General features: G+C 57.0%; 12 protein-coding genes. 4 read left to right on the top strand and 8 right to left on the bottom strand.

The annotated features are described in order from the left end of the window. Positions 1-33 precede the first annotated feature (33 nt). The 6 genes from FDG13_RS02790 to FDG13_RS02765 all read right to left on the bottom strand — a co-directional run bounded on the left by FDG13_RS02790 (position 34) and on the right by FDG13_RS02765 (position 9,893). Positions 34-3,330 (bottom strand): efflux RND transporter permease subunit, encoded by a 3,297-nt coding sequence (locus FDG13_RS02790; RefSeq protein ID WP_180125260.1) that lies wholly within the window; start codon positions 3,328-3,330, stop codon positions 34-36. Between the two features lies 1 nt (position 3,331). Beyond that, on the bottom strand, positions 3,332-4,435 hold the full coding sequence (locus tag FDG13_RS02785; protein ID WP_180125259.1) for an efflux RND transporter periplasmic adaptor subunit: 1,104 nt from the start codon (positions 4,433-4,435) through the stop codon (positions 3,332-3,334). A 187-nt stretch (positions 4,436-4,622) separates the two neighbouring features. Continuing rightward, a complete protein-coding gene (locus FDG13_RS02780; RefSeq protein ID WP_180125258.1) occupies positions 4,623-5,918 on the bottom strand; it encodes a solute carrier family 23 protein in 1,296 nt (431 codons plus the stop codon). An 817-nt stretch (positions 5,919-6,735) separates the two neighbouring features. Further along, complete coding sequence (locus tag FDG13_RS02775; RefSeq protein ID WP_180125257.1) at positions 6,736-8,307, bottom strand: hypothetical protein; 1,572 nt, start codon at positions 8,305-8,307, stop codon at positions 6,736-6,738. Between the two features lie 45 nt (positions 8,308-8,352). Further along, positions 8,353-8,532 carry a hypothetical protein gene (locus FDG13_RS02770; RefSeq protein ID WP_218942584.1) on the bottom strand — a complete coding sequence of 60 codons (180 nt, stop codon included), beginning with the start codon at positions 8,530-8,532 and terminating at the stop codon, positions 8,353-8,355. 737 nt (positions 8,533-9,269) lie between these two features. Next, complete coding sequence (locus tag FDG13_RS02765) at positions 9,270-9,893, bottom strand: TetR/AcrR family transcriptional regulator (RefSeq protein ID WP_180125256.1); 624 nt, start codon at positions 9,891-9,893, stop codon at positions 9,270-9,272. 98 nt (positions 9,894-9,991) lie between these two features. Between FDG13_RS02765 and FDG13_RS02760 the strand changes: the two genes are divergently transcribed. The 3 genes from FDG13_RS02760 to FDG13_RS02750 all read left to right on the top strand — a co-directional run bounded on the left by FDG13_RS02760 (position 9,992) and on the right by FDG13_RS02750 (position 14,576). Beyond that, positions 9,992-12,259 (top strand): molybdopterin-dependent oxidoreductase, encoded by a 2,268-nt coding sequence (locus tag FDG13_RS02760; RefSeq protein ID WP_180125255.1) that lies wholly within the window; start codon positions 9,992-9,994, stop codon positions 12,257-12,259. A 301-nt stretch (positions 12,260-12,560) separates the two neighbouring features. Further along, the gene (locus tag FDG13_RS02755; protein WP_180125254.1) at positions 12,561-13,355 is read left to right on the top strand and encodes a thioesterase family protein; all 795 of its coding nucleotides are present in this window, start codon (positions 12,561-12,563) and stop codon (positions 13,353-13,355) included. A gap of 861 nt (positions 13,356-14,216) precedes the next feature. Continuing rightward, positions 14,217-14,576, top strand: coding sequence for an SOS response-associated peptidase family protein (locus tag FDG13_RS02750; RefSeq protein WP_370528143.1), 360 nt, complete (start codon positions 14,217-14,219; stop codon positions 14,574-14,576). Here the strand turns inward: FDG13_RS02750 and FDG13_RS02745 are convergent. Further along, positions 14,561-14,905, bottom strand: coding sequence for a hypothetical protein (locus FDG13_RS02745; RefSeq protein ID WP_180125252.1), 345 nt, complete (start codon positions 14,903-14,905; stop codon positions 14,561-14,563). The two genes, FDG13_RS02750 and FDG13_RS02745, sit on opposite strands and share 16 nt — an antisense overlap. Then, the gene (locus FDG13_RS02740) at positions 14,902-15,138 is read right to left on the bottom strand and encodes a S24 family peptidase (protein ID WP_180125251.1); all 237 of its coding nucleotides are present in this window, start codon (positions 15,136-15,138) and stop codon (positions 14,902-14,904) included. Before FDG13_RS02740 ends, FDG13_RS02745 begins: the two co-directional genes overlap by 4 nt. Before the next feature lie 199 nt (positions 15,139-15,337). Here FDG13_RS02740 and FDG13_RS02735 point away from each other — a divergent pair, with 199 nt between their 5' ends. After that, complete coding sequence (locus tag FDG13_RS02735; RefSeq protein WP_180125250.1) at positions 15,338-15,913, top strand: flavin reductase family protein; 576 nt, start codon at positions 15,338-15,340, stop codon at positions 15,911-15,913. Position 15,914 lies beyond the last annotated feature (1 nt).

Genomic DNA, 15,914 nt, shown 5'->3' with positions numbered 1-15,914 from the left:
GTTTGTCTCCTGTTTTATGGGGAATGATGAACATCAGTCGAGAGAAACCAGCGCATCTGTGTGCGCTTGGATACGACGCCGAAACAGCGCGTAATACAGGACAGGTATCACCACCAGGGTCAGCACGGTGGACACCAGAATGCCAAAAATGAGGGAGATCGCCAGCCCGTTGAAGATCGGGTCGTCCAGGATAAAAAACGCGCCGATCATGGCGGCCAGGCCGGTGAGCAAAATCGGTTGGGCGCGCACTGCGGCAGAGGCCACCACGGCGTCCTTGAACGCGATGCCCTGCGTCAGCTGCAGCTCGATGAAATCCACCAGCAAGATTGAGTTGCGCACAATGATCCCGGCCAGCGCAATCATGCCAATCATCGAGGTGGCCGTGAACTGGGCACCCAGCAAGGCATGCCCCGGCATCACACCAATGATGGTCAGCGGAATCGGCGCCATGATCACCAGCGGCGTCAGGTAACTCTTGAACTGCACCACCACCAGCAGGTAGATCAGGATCAGACCGACGCCGTACGCGGTGCCCATGTCGCGAAAGGTCTCGTAGGTGATCTGGGACTCACCGTCCCACTTGATGGCGTATTGCCGGTACGGGTCGCTGGGCTGGCTGATCCAGTACTCACCCACCTCACCCGTACCGGGTAGGGCTGCTGCCTGCAGCATGTCCCGGATGGCGAACAGCCCGTAGAGCGGTGAATCCAATTGGCCCGCCATGTCGCCAAACACATAACTGAGTGGCTGCAGGTCCTTGGTGTAGAGCGGCTGGTCGATCAGACCGTGTTCCACCTGCACCAGCTCCGACAAGGGCACCAACTGGCCATTGCTGGCACGCAGGGGCAAAGCCAGTACCGCTGCCAGGTCCACCTGGTCTTGCAGCGGCAACTGCAGGCGCACCGGTACCGGGTACTTGCTTTGACCGTCGTGCAGATAGGCCGCGTCAGACCCACTCAAAGCCAAAGCAGCGGTTTGCGCCACGGTCGCCACCGAAATACCCAGCGACTCGGCACGCTGGCGGCGTACCCGCAGATAAGCGCGCGGCGCGTTGACCTGCAGCGAGGTGTCCACCCCCACAATGTCGGGCGTCGCCGCAAAGGCTTTGGCCACCCGGGCCGCCAAAGCCTGGCGACCCGCTTCGTCCGGGCCATACACCTCGGCCACCAGGGGCGACATCACCGGCGGGCCGGGTGGCACTTCTACCACCTGGATCACAGCGTTGTGACGCTGCCCGATCTTCTCCAGCGCCGGGCGCAGGCGTTGGGCAATGGCGTGGCTTTGTTCATCACGGTGGTGTTTGTCGACCAGGTTGACCTGCAAATCACCGAGTTCTGCGTCGGCGCGCAGGTAATACTGGCGCACCAGCCCGTTGAAGGTGATCGGTGAGGCGGTGCCCGCGTAGGCCTGCAGGTTCAACACCTCGGGCTGCTGTGCCAGATAAGCGCCCAGCTCCTGCAAGGTGGCCGCTGTGTTTTCCAGCGGGGTGCCTGCGGGCATCTCCACCAGCACCTGAAACTCGCTCTTGTTGTCAAAGGGCAGCATCTTGAGCACCACCCACTGCACCATCGCCAAACCCACCGACAAAGCCAGTGCCACCAGGATGCCGGCCAACAGCAGCCAGCGGTGGCGGGCGCTGTCGAGAAACGGCGTCAACACCCGGGCAAAAAAGCGCTGCAGCTTGGCGCTTTTGCCAGAACTTGGACTGTGGTTCACATCCGGCCCGTGTCCAGACGGGCGCATCAGTGTCAATGCCAGCCAGGGGGTGACGGTGAACGCAATACCCAGCGAGATGGCCATGCCCAGGCTGGCGTTGATCGGGATCGGGCTCATGTACGGGCCCATCAGCCCGCTGACAAAGGCCATTGGCAACAAGGCTGCGATCACGGTCAGCGTGGCCAGAATGGTCGGACCACCCACCTCGTCCACCGCCTTCGGAATGATCTGGCGCAGGGTTGCCGTGGGTTCCAGCTGCTGGTGGCGGTGGATGTTCTCGACCACCACAATGGCATCATCAACCAGAATGCCGATCGAAAAAATCAAGGCAAACAGCGACACACGGTTCAAGGTGAAACCCCAGGCCCAGGAGGCAAACAGGGTGGCCGCCAAGGTCAGGATTACCGCTGTGCCCACAATCACCGCTTCACGGCGACCCAGTGCAAAACCCACCAGCAGGATCACCGAGCCGGTGGCAAACACCAGCTTCTGGATCAGTTTGTTGGCTTTTTCGGCTGCGGTTTCACCATAGTCGCGGGTGATGCTGATGCTGATGTTGGCCGGAATCACCGTGTTTTGCAGCTCTGCCACCCGGGCCCGCACGGCCTGGGTCACATCCACCGCGTTGGTACCCGGTTTTTTGGTGACCGTGAGGGTGACCGCCGGGTGCACCGAGCCCGCTGTGGCAGGTTCTGCGGCGCTACCTGGTGCGCTGGCGCTCTGGTGCGCAGCACCGGGTGTGAACCAGACGTAACGCTGAGGCAGTTGGGCACCCACCTCAAGACGCGCCACCTCGCGCAGAAACACGGGTGCGCCTTTGCTGACACCCACCACCAAGTCGCCCACGTCTTCGATCGAGCGCAAAAATTCACCGGTTTCCACCTGGAGCATCTGGCCATTGGCAACGTCGCTCTGAATCACCGAGCCGGACGGCTGGCTGGCATTGGCGCTGGCCAGCAGCGTTTTGAGCGACAACACATCCACACCGCGTTCGCGCAGCCGCGCCGGGTCCAGCCAGACAAACACCGCCCGCCCCGGTCCCCCAATGGTTTGAACTTCACGGGTGCCAGGTACACGCTTGAGTTCAGCTTCCACCGCATGGGCGGTGCGCTCCAGGTCCACTGCAGGCAGCGAATCGTGACTCCACAAGGTGAGCGCCAGTACCGGCACGTCGTCAATGCCCTTGGGTTTGACGATCGGGCTCAGGGTTCCCAGATCGCTTGGCAACCAGTCCTGGTTCGCGTTGAGCACGTCGTACAGACGCACCAAGGCTTCGGTTCTGGGCACACCGACCTTGAACTGCACCGTCAGCACCGCCATGCCCGGGCGCGCGACCGAATAGGTGTGCTCGATGTCGGCGATCTGGCCGAGCACCTGCTCAGCGGGTAGCGCCACCATGTTTTGCACGTCGACACTGCTGGCCCCGGGGAACGGGATCAGCACATTGGCCATGGTCACATTGATCTGTGGCTCTTCCTCACGCGGGGTCACCAGAACCGCAAACAAGCCCAGCAACACGGCCAGTAAGGCCAGCAACGGGGTGATGGCGTTGTGCTGAAAGGCCCGCGCCAGGCGCCCGGAAATACCCAAGGGTTCAGGGTTTGACATGGTCATCTCACTGCGCCGGGGCGCCTGCGGGCAGGGCACGCGCACCTGTTAGCCCGGCTTTGACCGGGTCCAGCGCCACCTGGTCTTTGTCCTGCAAACCCGCCAGCACTTCAAACCCCTGTGGCCCGTGGTCGGTCCCCAGCCGTACCGCTTTCAGCACAAAAGTGGTGCCACTGAGCGTGTAAACCGCCGTCAGCTCACCACGGCGCAACACCGCAGCAGCGGGCACCATCAGGCGTTGCTTCTGGCCAGCGGCAAAACGCACCTGGACCTGTTGCCCAGGCGTCAGCCCTGTAGCCGCTTGTGCTGGCAGCTCCAGCCGCCATTCGATGGTCTGCGACACCGGGTCGGCGCCCGGTAGGCGGTCAACACGTGCCGGGCGAATCCAGCGCATGGCACCGTCGGCCGCAGGCAGCTGCACCTCAATCTGGCTGCTGGGTGTGAGTGACCCCGATCGCGACACCGGCACCTGCACCACCACCCGCAGCGGCAGCGTTGCATACAGCGTCAGCAAGGTCTTGCCCGGCTGCGCCAAGTCGCCCACCTCGGCCTCGGTTTGCAACACACGGCCCTCAAAAGGCGCCGTCACACGGGTAAAACCCTGCGATACATGGGCTTGGCGGACACCTGCTGTTGCCTGATCCAGCGCCGCCCGCGTTGACCTGAGCTGTGCTTCGGCCGTGTCCATGGCCGCTGCGCTGATAAAACCCTGACGCAACAGATCGCGCGTGCGGTCAAAGTTGGCCTGGGCGTTGTGCAACTGCGCCTGCGCTTGCGCCACCTGGGCTTGGTTACCTTGCAGCCCGGCCAGTGTTTCGCTGTCGTTGATGGTGGCCAGCAGCTGGCCGGTTTTCACCTGATCACCCGCCTTGACCAGCAGGGACAAGAGCCGACCGGAGACCTGGGCCGACAGTGTGGCCTGCTTGACGGGCTGCACCACCGCGTCCATCTCAAACCCCTGACCCACCGCTTGCAACTGCACCGCCGTCACCGGAACCTGAATCGGGTTTTGAGCCCCAACCTGGACACCCAACAACAGACCCGCTACAACCAGGCAGCACCTGCACGATCTGATCGGTTTGACGCAGAACCATGGAAAAGAGATGGACATGGAGTTTCCTTCAAAATACGGTGGGGAGTATATGAGGAAGTTCAAAAAAGTGCCACAAACACCCAAGTACACGCTGCACCCGACCCGACCAGCATCTGCCCATCAGGCAAAAAAAAGCCCCGATCACTCGGGGCTTTTTGACTGGTCTCGGGCTTGCAGCGGTGCAGGCCCGAGGTTTGCGCTTGGTTCAGGCGCTGCGCGAACTGCGGTTCAGCAAGGCGTACAACACAATCGCGCCAAAGGTGGCGGTACCAATGCCACCCAGCGCAAAGTCGCCAAACTTCAGGGTGAAGTCGCCGGTGCCCAGCACCAGCGTGATGGCCGCAACGATCAGGTTTTTGTTGTCAGCAAAGTCAACCTTGTTTTCAACCCAGATGCGTGCACCGGCCACCGCAATCAGGCCAAACACCACAATGCTCACACCGCCCATCACAGGCAGCGGAATGGTCTGGATGATGGCGCCAAACTTGGGGCTGAAGCCCAGCACCACTGCCAGCAAAGCGGCCACCAGAAACATCGCTGTGGAGTAAATCTTGGTGGCGGCCATGACACCGATGTTCTCAGCATAGGTGGTGACACCGGTGCCACCAGCCGCGCCACTGACCATGGTGGCCACACCGTCACCGATGAAGGCGCGGCCCATGTACACATCCAGGTTCTTGCCGGTCATCGCGGTCACCGCTTTCAGGTGCCCCAGGTTCTCCGCCACCAGAATGATCGCCACCGGGGCAATCATCAGCATCGCCTTGGCGTCAAACACCGGTGCGGCAAACGAGGGCATGCCCACCCAGGCGGCATTGAACAGGCTCGACAAATCCATCGGCTTGCCCAGCCCCAGTCCATTGGTCAGCACCGCGTACACCAGACTGGCGACGATCAGCCCCACCAGAATCAGCAGCCGCTGCACCATGCCGCGCGTGAACACCGCCACCAGCGCCACACACAGGAAAGTCACCGCCTGCATCCAGCTCTCGAAATTGTTGGCTGCCATGTTCTTGATCGGCACCGAGGCCAGGTTCAACCCGATCACCGCCACCACCGCACCGGTCACCACTGGTGGCATCAGCTTCTCGATCCAGCGTGTGCCCACCAGTTGCACCAGCACACCAATCGCGGTGTACAGCGCGCCGCAGGCAATGATGCCGCCCAGTGCCACACCCATGTTGGTGTTGAGCCCTTTACCGGCATAACCGGTGGCGGCAATCACTACCCCGATGAAGGCAAAGCTGGAGCCCAGGTAACTCGGCACCTTGCCGCCGGTCATCACAAAAAAGATCAGGGTGCCGATGCCGCTCATCAGAATGGCCAGATTGGGGTCGAAACCCATCAGGATCGGCGCCAGCACGGTCGCGCCAAACATGGCAATCACGTGCTGCATGCCCATCACGGTGGTCTGGGGCCAGGGCAGGCGTTCATCGGGGGCGATGACCCCGCCTTGTTGCAGCACCTCGGTTGATTTTTCGGTCCAGTTCAAAAGGCTCATGGTTTTCCTTGTTGTTGTCGTGCGCTCGCCTCTGCGGGCAACAGCGTGCGCTGTCACCAATAAAGCGGCATGGTTTTGAAAGATGATGGGTTGGTGATGGCGGGCTGGCAGAACCCCGGTTCAGGGTTCCGTCGATAGCGTCTTGCTTGTACAGACACCGTATTTTCGCAGCAGGAAAGCATGTTTTTTTGGACAGCAAAAAGCCCGCTATGCGGGCTTTTTGAGATCACGACTGTGTCAAAAAATACTTCTCAAAACGGTAATGTATACCTGAGACTTTGACTCTTAGGTAAAAACAGCAGAATTTTTCGGCTAACTCACTCTCAAATCGGTTCTGATTGCGATGATCTTAGACAACATTGTAAATTTATATGTATACAAGTTCGCTTTCTAGGCTGTAAAAGTGACCCATTCGCTACATTTTTACATCATGGAATCCTCATCTTGGCTGTAACTTGACGCCGCATGGCCGCAGTTAACGTCAGGCTGGCAGAAGCCATTGAGATTTCGGTAGCCATAGACAGGACCCGACCCATTGAAGTCGTAGCGGTAGTCGAAATCGGCACCCGATAGCCGACATCCGTGTATCTGCGTCACTGGGTCGCCAATGTCTGCTGTCGAGATTGTCCATCTTCAAAGTGGTCGTCTCATGACGACCAGAAGCGGTCATTTTTAGCTTTAGCCCAACACCAAGTAGAAAAGGAAACAAAGCGATGGATTTGATTGATGCTGCAAATGATGACCCCGCATCAGACCTCGCCGTGAGTGCCGTCGCTGCTGGTGACCTCACCAAAGTACGAGGTTGTCCGTGCGGCCGCTAGAGTTGATGCGAGTAGTTGGCTACCTTCATCATGTAGCGCGCAAAGTCTAGGTTCTCCTGCGTCGGCTCTTTGTCGCGCAGCCACCGAATCTCCAAACCAATATAAGTGGCCCAATCCACTCCCTTCTTAAAGTGAAATGCCTTGTCGTTTTTGGCCGCAAGCTCCACGAACTGGTTCACAAGCTTGTATTGATAGGCCCCCGCTCTGTACTTGGCCTGCTCAAATGCCACTTCGTAGTGCGGGAAAGCTGCCGCAAAATCTTCCCGGCGATAGTGATAAACGCCGCGCAACCACGGTGGTAACCAGCACAGCGTGTCTTGTAACTTCCCGTTGGCTAACCGCTGCTCGAATTCGTCTATTTGCCCCAGAGTAGTTTCGGACTGACCCTTGATATCCAACCCACAAAAGAGCATTTCTTGAAACCCCGTGGGCGGCGTGAAATTGGCCTGCCGCCGGAGCCTGTCGGTATTTGCATGGACGGCAAAATTACCGAACTTGCTCACCAGAGCATCAAGCACTTCGGGACGAAACGGTTTATAAGGACGCTCTTTATGCAACTTAAGCAGCGTTTCCTGCACTTTCCTTGTCTTATGCCGGACAAAATATTCGTGATGCCTGCAGGCATCGAACCAGACAATCCGCGCTTGTTCGTTAGAGGGTTGCCGCGCTACGATGGGGACAACTTGAGCCTTGAATTCCTGCACTTCTTCTTGCAGAAACTGGGTCATTTGCCGGATTTGCCGACAGACGTCCTCTAAGTAGGCTGTGCTGTAGGCGTCTTGGATTAGCTGCGCGATGAAGGTGGCAGACCGCGCGTATACCAACGAGGTAAGGATGGTCGTCTGCTTCTCGAGTTCCACAGGGCGGTTGTATTTACTTAGGGCCGCGAACGACTCGTTGAAGTTGGCCATCAAGGCGGGCAATGAAGGCAACGTCTTCCCACGGGTCCAGTTGATTGCGTTGTCGAGGTTTTGCTGTTTCGCCGGTTCCGTCGGATCGCTGATCCTGCCAGGACAGTGAAATTGTTTTTGGGAGGTCCCACAAGCCGCGTAGGCCCAGCGCACCACTTTTGCCAAAGGCATTGTCAGCCGTCCATCTGGCTCCCAAGTTGGCAAGTACCAGAATACGTCGTCTGCACTAATTCCCTTTGCTTCATCAATGCCGAAACGCAGCATGCTGCGGTTAAGCATCATCACAAACGTGGGAACCGCTTTGATAGAAATAAAGTACCGAAGCGACTCGGACTTATCCAGATAGGTACCCTCTGTGCGGATCATTTCGGCATATATCTGATCTATTTCTTCGATCATCATTCTCAATGCATCGGCCTGTCCTTGGTCTGTTAAGTACTTAGCCAGCAGTTGCCTAAAAGCCGTAATTGCCTTCTTGTAGTTTTCAACAAGGTTGCCCTCTTCGGATGCGAGTCGGGCCAACTGCTTCTGAAGTGTTTTCTTGTCTGTCTCGTCAAACTCATCAAAGCGAGCCTCCTTGCGGGGCAGCATGCCAAACGCGTCATAGAGCAATTTGAGGGTCTCGCCATGGGTGGCAAAGCCTACTGTAGTTGTCATTTCGACACTGCAGTCCTCCAGACGAAGCTGGAGGACTGCACTAGATCAGCCAGGACGGCGATTCGGGTTGAGTTGTCCGCCACGGTTGCCATGTACATGCGCATTGGCCGGGTTCGTACCGCTGGTACCCGGATTGGAATTGAGCTGGTTCGCATGGTGATTCAGGTTAGCAGGCCGGATGGGCGCCGAGACGCGGGCAGGGGGACGAGCAGTAGATTTAGCCATAAGATTTTCCGAAGAGTGGTTGATGAACTGGTATCGTAAGCACGCCTTACAGCCAAGTGAATTGGAATTTTGGCGACGACTTTTCGGCTATAAGTATTCGAGGCAATCTCGCTGCACGTTCTATTTGACTATTTCAGCCCACTTGAGCTCACCGGAGTTCAGCGCCCCCGCATCATGGGCGGCTAAGGCGTCAGGCTTCGCTGCCGACTCAACATCGCCGAAGTCCCCTTTGGGCACGATGGCGCAGGTCATGATCGGCCGCCGACTGACATTGAGCCGGACCACCAGATACCGGACCGTCGTGTAGACCTGCTTTCAGCCTTCAACAGTCGGCCGCCCGGAAAACTGGTCAACCTTCAGGCCTGTGACTCTTCAAGGCTGGAAGCGGGTGCTCCCGATAGTCGGCTTCCCGGTTGTCCAGTTCAGCCCGGTTCAGCAGCCATTCATGGCCTTCGCCATCGTGCCCAAAGCGGTCAGCCAGTGTTGGGCAAACCGGTCCTTGTGGGCGAGGTGTCTGACTGCTTGCCGCGACGATCAACATGACCGACCCGGCTATGCTCACGGATACCCGAAGCATTGTTGGAGCTTCCTGCTGCGCTGGATTTTGCAGTCCGCCCAAGACGTTCGCGCCGGGAGCTGTCCTGGTCGCAACTGCAGTTTCCGGTACACCTGTTGCGGCTCAAGTTCCCTGTCAATTTCTATGCGCTGCAGCACCGGCAATTCACGACCTGTGCGACTCAAGACATCTTCGCTGACTCAACGGCTACGGAAATGGCAAGCGTCAATTCCGCGCCCACATCGTCTAGCGGCTGGACGTTGCGAGACGCACGACACAAGGCAACCGTTCCTTCAATGGCCGCCACGCAAAGCGTTGCCAGACTTTCTGCACGGCTTGCGGACACTCCATCGCGCTGCAGCGCTTCCACGATGATGGACCGCCAGGCGTCAAAGACTGAATTTGCAATATCCAAGAGTCGCACCTGTTCGCCAGTGTCCCCTTCGCATGAAGCACCCCCCTGCATATCCGAAGCCTCTTCCAGACAAACGGCAAGCACCGGGCATCCAGAGCCGAATTTGGTGCGCTCCAGATGTTTGCGCCAAAACGCTATGAATAGGCGCACACCCTCAACCGAACCCTCCTCCTGAAGCATTTTGTTCATTGGTGTTGCGATGGCTGTCCCGGCAAAGGCCACGGCCTCTTCAATGAGCTGCTGCTTGCCAAGCGGAAAGTGATGGGCAATGGACCCTCGGGGCGTTTCGGTATAGCGCACCACTTCACGCACACTGGTCGCACTGACACCACGGCGGGCAATCATCTCTGCTGCGCCCGCAATCATTTTGGTTCTTGTCTCGGTATTCATGCTTGGAGTATGTCACACGGCATAGCTGATGTATGATTCGCCAAAATTATGCCACTCGACATAGAAGTGATTCACCCCTCCAACATTTAAGACATCTCATGACAACCGCCAAGACAGCCTGCATCCTGTGTTCCCGCAACTGTGGTCTTGAGGTCGATGTTGTTGACGGCCGTCTCAAGAAGATTCGCGGCGACACCGCGCATCCAAGTTCCAAGGGTTACCTGTGCAACAAGGCTGCACGTCTGGACAATTACCAAAACCATGCCGACCGGTTGACCCATCCTCTGAAACGCCAAGCGGATGGCAGCTTCGTGCGTGTCACCTGGGATCAGGCGCTGCAAGACATTGCTCAACAATTGAATGCGATCCGCGACACCTACGGCGGAGATGCTTTTGCCTTTGTCGGCGGCGGTGGACAAGGCAATCATCTGGGCGGTGCGTATGGCCGCCAACTGCTCCCCGCCATGAAGAGCCGCTTTGCCTATAGCTCGCTCGCACAAGAAAAGACTGGGGACTTCTGGGTGAATGGTCGGCTTTTCGGTGCCCAGAACTGCCACCCTATGGAAGATGTTGAACATGCTGACTATGTCCTCTTCATTGGTGCCAATCCGTACCAGTCCCATGGCATCGTGAATGCCCGTGATGTTCTGAAGGACATCAGGAATAACCCGGCACGCACCATGGTGGTGATTGACCCACGCCGTACCGAAACCGCTGATCAGGCCGATATTCATTTGCAGCTTCGACCAGGCACCGATGCCTTTCTACTGCTGGCCATGCTGTCCATCATTGTTCGGGAGAATCTGCATGACCAGTCCTTCATTGACACTCGCTGTACGGGGTTTGACGAAGTCAAGGCCGAACTACTAAAGGTTCCGGTGGCGGAGTATGCCGACCGAGCAGACGTGCCACTTGTTGATGTAGAGCGCGTTGCACGTGGCTTTGCGAGTGCCAAGCGCGGCTGTGTTCGGGTGGATTTGGGCACCCAGCATACGCTGCATACAACTCTCAACGCCTATTTGGAAAAGCTGCTCTATCTGATCACAGGAAACTTCGGACAGGCCGGGAGCAACAACCTGCACACCGCCTTCTTGCCGTTGATCGGGAACACCGATGAAACCAAGGTAAAACCCGGTAAGTCGTTAAAGCGCACTGCCTTTCACAAGATGATGCCAATTGGCGGGATGTACCCGCCCAACATCCTGCCTGACGAGATTCTCAAAGCCGGCGAGCAGCGGGTGCGGGCGGTTGTTTGTGACAGCTCCAACCCGTTGTTGACCTATGCAGACAGCACCGCCCAAGAGGCAGCGTTCAAAGCACTGGACCTGCTGGTGGTGGTGGACATCGCCATGACCGAAACTGCCTGGCTGGCGCACTACATCCTGCCGGCGGCTTCCCAGTTTGAAAAAACTGAGGCCACTGGTTTCACTCTGGAGTTTCCACAAAACTACTTTCACCTGCGCCCGCCAATCATTGCGCCAATCGGGGAATCCCTGCCAGAGCCGGAGATCTACACACGGTTGCTTGAAAAGATGGGCATCCTGCCTCCACATTTTCCGTTCCTGGCGGCCATCGCACGCAGCGAACCAAACATTACTGGGCATCTGGGCTACATGACTGCACTCGGTGTCACGCTGTCAAGGAACAAACGCTGGGCACCCTATGCCGCTTCGATCATGTATCGAACCCTGGGCAGTGCATTGCCACTGGCAGCGGCGGCACCCTTGCTACCGATCGCCATGGGTTACGCCAAGGAGCACGCAGTCGCGGTCAGGCGTGCCGGGCACCGTGGAACTTCGCTCACGCTCGGGTCCAACTTGTTTCGTGCCATTCTTGAGGGGGAGTCGGGCACTGTACTCAGCGAGCATGAACACTCTGAGATGTGGTCGCTGCTCAAGACCTCGGATCGCCGGGTGTATTTGCATGTGCCCGAAATGTTGGATGAAATCCGTGTCGTTGCGACGGAAGCGCCGCTTGCAACGGAATTTCCCTTCATTTTGATGGCGGGTGAACGGCGCACCTACAACGCCAATCAGATATTTCGTGATCCAGCGTGGCGAAAGGTCGACCACGCAGGAGCGTTACGCATTCATCCGGACGATGCAAGAGTGCTATTCCTGGCAACTGGAGACGCTGCTCAGTGCCAAACCGAGCGCGGATCAATCAATGTGACGGTCGAAATTGACGAGACTGTTCGTCCCGGGGTGGTGACCTTGCCGCACGGCTATGGTGCCAGCTTTCAAGACAGCAAACCGATTGGCCCTCCCGTCAATCAATTGACGTCAACGAGTCATTGCGAGCAGTTTTCGAAGACACCTTTTCACAAATACGTTCCGGCAGCAATTTTCAAGTTGAATGCTACGTGACAGGTGGAGCAACACGGTGCGGCATCGACTGCAATCGCTGCACAGGAGCGGACTGTGCCGACTTTCTGATATTTCGTGGTGGATGACGGCTTTGAAGAAATTAGCTCAACGAATGGCCGCTTATGAGCACCCAAACCTAATGAAAGCGGATTGATGGCCTTTGTCAAGAGCCTGATGAAGAGCTCTTGGGGAACTTTCAGAACCAAGCGCCTTCGGGCGTGATTTGAAATTCGATTGCTGTCAAATAATCAGGATACGTACGAGGATTCCCCCCGTTAAACACAGAAGAAAAGAGGCATCTATGGAACTGACACCATTTTCAAGTCTGACTGCAGCCATGCAGAAAGAAGGTGATCACCAGATCATTAACCTGCCCTCAGATTGGCTGCAGGGTCGCACAGCTTATGGCGGGCTGTCCGCAGCGCTTTGTCTTGAAGCAACGTATCGAGCCGCTCCAGACCTTCCACCGCTTCGCTCTGCGCAGTTCTGCTTCATTGGTCCAGCAACAGGGCAGCTCATGATAAGCCCATCAATACTTCGCAAAGGAAAGTCAACAGTCGTTGTGGGCGTGGACCTTACAGGCGAAGGTGGACTGGCGGTCAGAGCAACCATGTGTTTTGGTGTCGGGCGAAAGTCAGCACATGACTATCAATTCTTCGTGATGCCAATGCTCAAAGGTCCTGATGTCTGTCCAAGCTACTATGAATGGCCAAGTCGCCCCAACTTTATGAATCACTTTGAAGGGCGCCTTGCAGAGGGCGCTATGCCAGGAACTCCGGGAATGCCGCCGGAAATGACAGTATGGCTACGTCACCATGATCGTGGTGACGAATCAAGCTTGGTACGCCTAATGGCACTAGCCGATGCATTACCACCTGCCTCGATGGTCATGTCGGAAGTACTGCACCCTATCAGCACCATGACTTGGTCCATCGATATGCTTGAAGCACAGCCCTCCACAGGTGATGGTTGGTGGCTTGTCCAAGCAAAGGCGGACACCTCGCAAGAGGGGTACTCAGCGCAAAGCACGGTGATTTGGAATTCAGACGGTAACCCCGTACTTGTTGCCCGACAGAACGTTGCTATTTTTGGGTAGTTCCCGCAACCTCCCCTTGGGACTGAGTAGCGTTTGGCCTTGGATTTGAATCCAACGGAATGGCCGTTTTGGCCACTAAATCTTTTCATTCTCTTTTCTGATTGCTGTCATTGGCCAAAGACTGCAACTGGTCGATGGCGGGTGCCCACTTTAACGAAGTGCTTGCTATATAGCCGCCAGTCATTTCTTGGATGCCAACGTCTGCTATGGAGCAGTCAGATCACAAATCTTTAAGTCAGCTCCCGCTGCTGAACTGTCTTAGGCAGAGGCATTGCCAATATCAACAAAGTGAATGCAATGTGGTCAATTGACGGGCAGTTTCCTGGCGCTCGAGTTTCACCTCGATGAACGTTGTTAGTCGGGTTAAACGGTCAAATTCGGGCTGACATTTGAAGCATCCAGTTGGGGCGGTGCCACAATGCCTGTGACTAAACTCAGAGCGCGGCATCATGAATGATTACATACTGGCTGCAATATTCGCCACGGTTTCGATTGCCTTTGGGTTTTTCGCCCTTCATGAAGCGAAAAAGTTTCAACGAAACCAAGAAGTCTTGAAGGCAACTGTTGGCCGAGCCAAGAGGTCCAAGCACGCGCTGATGCGGGCTAGATCAAAACGTTAAGGAAGTTTATTTGTCGGCCAAGTGTTGGGCTAATGTTGAAGCCATGAGTACTGCTGCCGGACTTGTTATCGCATTTGCACTGATAGCCTTTGGCGGTGTCGGACTGGCGGCGTTTGCCATCATGCACCGTGAGCGGCTGCCTGAGGATTCGGGTTCAAACCCAGGAAGTTCAAGATGACATTTGCTGCTTCTCAGTCGCATGAACAGGCCTCGATCCTTGAGTTCACGGCCAATCTACGGTGTGACCCCGCCCCCTGAAGGTGGCAAGCTGGATCTTTGGCCGGGTTACATGGGGCCCTTCATTCGCCGCCATCCCCATGCTGATGTGGGCGATGAGGCTGTGCCACCTTCTGAAGCCATGGTTGGGCTCTTTGGTCTGGTGCCACACTTGTCAACGGATATCAAAATCACCAAGAGCACTTTCAATTGCCGCTCAGAGACCGCTGCGATCAAGCCCAGTTTCAGCGATGCCTACAAGCGAAACCAGTGCTGCATCATTCCCGCCAATGCGATTTATGTGCGGATGAATGAACGCATCGGCATGGATTGGACGTTGCCAGGCAAGGACTCAAAGTCGAGGGATCGTTACCCAAACTTGTAAGGTGTGACAGATTCCGGATGGTTTTTCAAGTCATTGAGTGATTCCAGAATTTCAGCCTCGAAAGACTTCATCCCTACATTGGCCAACTCCACGGCTTCGATGCCTGCGTCACGCGACTGAAAGTCTTGCTCGGTCAATACTGGCTTGGTCAATGCCTCACGCATGCGGTCAAGGATCGCCAACGGGGCATCATCGCCATCGGACGGGTCCCACCCGATGGTCGCCGGATGCTCGCTGTAAGCTACCGGGCGTCCGTCTGACTCATAGTGCACCTCATAAATTGCGCGATACACATCCGTTGCCCCCGATGGGGTCTTCAATGGGGTCACCCGCTCAATGACTCGGTAGTGATACCGGCACCGGTCATGGAGTGCCCGCTGGCACGCAGGAAGTAAGTGGCTTGTGGATGGGTGATCAGGACCTGGGTCAGGTCAATGCGCTGGGCACCGAGGTCTTCTGCGGGGGACGGAAAACCCGCACAAACCTGGTTTTTGAGAAGCAACACCTGCAGCGGTACCTCGGAGATGGGCACCGGCTGCTGGGTTGAGATATAACTGTTCATTTGTACAGTATATGCCGCTACCCTGTGTCCAAACAATACCCGACCAGCCACTGTGCCCAATCTTTGAGCACACCTCGCCAGGCCACAGCCGGTGTGGGTTTGCCGACTTGTCCCTTATTTTGTCCACAGGGTTGGGCCCACATATTGGGGACAAGGTCTGCGCTACGATGTCCGCAACACCGACACATTGAACCCAGCCATGACACCAGAACACTTCACAGCCGTCCCTTTAGAGAAGTCTTATCGCCTGCTCAACCATGGGCCAACCGTACTGGTGTCTGCTGCTCATGACGGTGTGGCCAATGTGATGGCTGCAGCTTGGGCCTGTGTGCTCGACTTTGGTCAGTCACCCAAAGTCACAGTGGTGCTGGACAAGGCAACCTACACGCGTGAACTGCTCATGGCCAGCGGTGAGTTCGCCCTGCAGCTGCCACCCAAGGCGCTGGTAACACTGACCGTGGGTGTGGGCACTGACAGCGCCCGGGAGGTGCCGGACAAGCTGACCAAACACGGAGTCCAATTGTTCAATGCACCCGGCAGCACCGTTCCCCTGGTTGCAGGTTGTGTGGGCTGGTTGATCTGCAAACGGGTTCCCGAACCCCACAACGAGCAGACCTATGACCTGTTCATCGGTGAAGTGGTTGGTGCCTGGGCTGATGAGCGTGTCTTTCGTGACGGTCACTGGCAGTTTGAATCGGCATCGGATGACTTACGCACCCTTCACCATGTCGCAGGGGGGCAGTTTTATGCCATCGGTGAGCCGGTACGGGGGTAGG

The sequence above is a fragment of the Rhodoferax sp. BLA1 genome (genome assembly GCF_013416775.1).
GTDB lineage: Bacteria > Pseudomonadota > Gammaproteobacteria > Burkholderiales > Burkholderiaceae_C > Rhodoferax.
The sequence above is the reverse complement of the archived record's forward strand: the minus strand, read 5'-3'. Positions and strand labels throughout refer to the sequence as shown.